Genomic DNA, 2,975 nt, shown 5'->3' with positions numbered 1-2,975 from the left:
CGCGGGCGTCGGGGCGGGGGCGGCGACCGGCGCTGCCGCCGGAGCGGCGGGCGCAGGTGCAGCAGGGGCGGGCACGGGGGTCAGCGCGACCGGCGCAGCCGGCACGTCAGCAGCCATTCGGCGCTTGCCGCGTTTTTCCACCACGACCACGTTGGTACGTCCGTGGCTGAAGCTCTGGCGCACGGTGCCCTGCTCGACGCGTGGCTTCAGCGTCAAGGTCTTGGAGGGAACACTCAGTGTCTTGTCGCAAGGCGATTTCGTATCAACCATTCAGCAGTCCTAATCCTGTTGCGTTGTGCGCGTCCGCACAGTCTCTTCAAGCGAATTCTTGTTCACTGCCGTTGCCGGCAAATCCTGTGGCGTCGAAGCCAGATCCTGTTTCGGCGAAACTTTGGCGCTTGCGTTGCCGTCGTCGTCAGCCATCCGGTATCGGACCAGGGTCTGGCTGCGTGACAGGAACGTTTTGCCCGCCGGGCCTGTAAGCACGGCAGCATGTATCACATTTGACCGGCCTAATGCCAAATCCAATTCATCGCAGCTCAAAACCGTTATAATCGGCAAAAGCTGCGAATTCTCGCCAAATTCGGCATTTTGGCGAGCAATGCCGTCCAGTTTGCGGATTCCATCGGCCGCGCCGTCGGAGGCGTGGAGCAAAGCCTGCGCGTTCTGGCGCTTCAGCACGTCTTCGACCTTGGTGAAGCCGGAAACCACCGCGCCGGCCTTGGCGGTCATCGCCAGTGCCTCGATGCAGCCGCGCACCATCAGTTTTTCGGTGTCTTCCGCCAGCGTCGGCTCTGCCTTGATGCTTTTCTTGAAGCCCTTGGCAAAAACATTGCGTTTGGCGGCTTCCGTGACCGCCTTGCGCGTCGCCGTGACCCACAGGCCACGGCCGGGAAGCTTGCGCTTCAGATCCGGAATCACCTCGCCCGTGGGCGCGACGACGAATCGAATCAGTTCATCGATCGGGCGCACGCTTCGCGTAACCGCGCACATCCGCTCGGTCCCGGATTTGGTGCTCCGAGGTCCGGTATCAAGATCTGCCAGGTCAGCGGGGGCAAACATGCGCGTGACACGTTCCTTACGCTTCTTCGACGACGTCGGCTTCGGCGTCCTTGTCGAGATCGGCCTGGGTGATCCAGCCGGCGATAACGCGCGCCTGCATGATCAACGCCTCGGCGTCCTCGCGCGAAACTTCACTGGCATCGAGCACGCCCGGATGCTTGATCGGCTCTGCGCCTTCCTTGCGCTCGGTCCAGCCCACCAGATCGTCGGTGGCGCAGCCGGCCAGGTCTTCGACGGTCTTGATGTCGTTTTCGCCGAACTTGACCATCATTTTGAGGGTCACGCCGGGTACCGTCTTCAATGCGTCTTCCACACCTAGTTCCTTACGTTTGTTTTCGAGCTCTGACTCAAGCTGTTCAAGGTACTCCCGCGCGCGGCTCTGCAGCTCGGCTGCGGTCTCGTCGTCAAAACCTTCGATCCCGGCCAGTTCCTTGATATCGACCATCGCCAGTTCCTCGACCGAGGTGAAACCCTCGGACGCCAGCAGCTGGCCGACGACTTCGTCGACATTCAGCGCTTCCATGAACACGCGGGTGGAGTTCTCGAAGTCGGCCTGACGACGCTCGGATTCTTCCGTCTCGGTGAGGATGTCGATATCCCAGCCAGTCAGCTGCGAGGCCAGACGCACGTTCTGGCCGCGACGACCGATCGCAAGGGATAGCTGGTTATTGGTGTCGGGAACGACAACCTCGATTCGTTCACGATCTTCATCGATCACGACTTTCGAAACTTCCGCCGGCGCCAGCGCGTTGACGACGAAGGTCGCGATATCCGGCGACCACGGGATGATGTCGATCTTCTCGCCCTGCAGCTCGTTGACGACGGCCTGCACGCGCGAACCGCGCATACCGACGCAGGCGCCAACCGGATCCACCGAGGAATCCCTTGAAATCACGCCGATTTTCGCGCGCGACCCGGGGTCGCGGGCGACTGCCTTGATTTCGACGATGCCGTCGTAGATTTCCGGTACTTCCTGCGCGAACAGTTTGACCATGAACTGCGGATGGGTGCGCGACAGGAAGATCTGTGGCCCGCGAGTCTCGCGGCGAACGTCGAAAATATAGGCGCGGACGCGGTCGCCGTTGCGGAACACTTCGCGCGGCAGCATCTCGTCGCGGCGCACGATGGCTTCGCCGCGGCCGAGATCGACGATCACGCTGCCATATTCGACGCGCTTGACGATGCCGTTGACGATATCGCCGATGCGGTCCTTGAATTCCTGGTATTGCCGGTCGCGCTCGGCCTCGCGCACCTTCTGCACGATCACCTGCTTGGCGGACTGCGCTGCGATACGGCCGTATTCCAGCGGCGGCAGGGTGTCGGCGATGGTGTCGCCGACCTGCGCGCCGGGATTGGCGCGTTGCGCATCGATCAATGAAATCTGGTTCGAGGAATTCTCGACCACGTCGACCACCAGCATATGGCGCGACAGCCGAAGTTCGCCTTTCTTCGGATCGATCTCGGCATGCACATCGGTCTCGCTGCCGTAGCGGGCCCGCGCCGCCTTGGCGATGGCGTCCTCCATCGCCGCGATGACGATGCCGCGGTCGATGGATTTTTCGCGCGCAACCGCGTCCGCGATCTGCAGCAGTTCGATTTTATTGGCGCTGACAGCTGCCATGGCTCAGTCTCCTTCGGTGGGGTCGATGTCGCCTCGCCGCAGTCTTTCCGCGGCAAGGCGGTGTTCCTTGGTATTCTTCGGGGCAGGCTTCTTTTCGGTCTTCAATTTCGGTTTCGGCGCATTGCTTTTGGCCGGATCGCTCTTCTTCGCATGCGGCGGCGGTGGCGGCAGAATTCCAAGATTCTGCTTCATCTCGCGCTCGGCGATCTTGCCGCGCCGCATCGATTCGGCGATCAACTCGTCGGTCAGCACAAGGCGCGCATCCGCGATGTCTTCCATCACCAGCAGAACG

The 2,975-nt window shown here is 61.8% G+C and carries 3 protein-coding genes and 1 pseudogene; all 4 read right to left on the bottom strand.

From position 1 onward, the window contains the following. A partial coding sequence (locus tag JWQ24_RS16075) for a translation initiation factor IF-2 associated domain-containing protein (RefSeq protein WP_299809908.1) occupies window positions 1–270 on the bottom strand: 270 nt, incomplete at its 3' end. A gap of 9 nt (window positions 271–279) precedes the next feature. Then, window positions 280–1,062 (bottom strand): RNA-binding protein, encoded by a 783-nt coding sequence (locus tag JWQ24_RS16070; RefSeq protein WP_299809906.1) that lies wholly within the window; start codon window positions 1,060–1,062, stop codon window positions 280–282. A 16-nt stretch (window positions 1,063–1,078) separates the two neighbouring features. Further along, a complete protein-coding gene (gene nusA, locus JWQ24_RS16065; RefSeq protein ID WP_299809904.1) occupies window positions 1,079–2,683 on the bottom strand; it encodes a transcription termination factor NusA in 1,605 nt (534 codons plus the stop codon). Window positions 2,684–2,686: 3 nt separating this feature from the next. Next, a pseudogene (locus JWQ24_RS16060) lies at window positions 2,687–2,975 on the bottom strand (ribosome maturation factor RimP); the annotation flags it as partial.

Origin of the sequence: Tardiphaga sp. (assembly GCF_028290495.1) — a bacterium.
Classification (GTDB): domain Bacteria; phylum Pseudomonadota; class Alphaproteobacteria; order Rhizobiales; family Xanthobacteraceae; genus Tardiphaga.
Note: the sequence above shows the minus strand (reverse complement) of the source record. Positions and strands in the feature narration are given on the sequence as shown.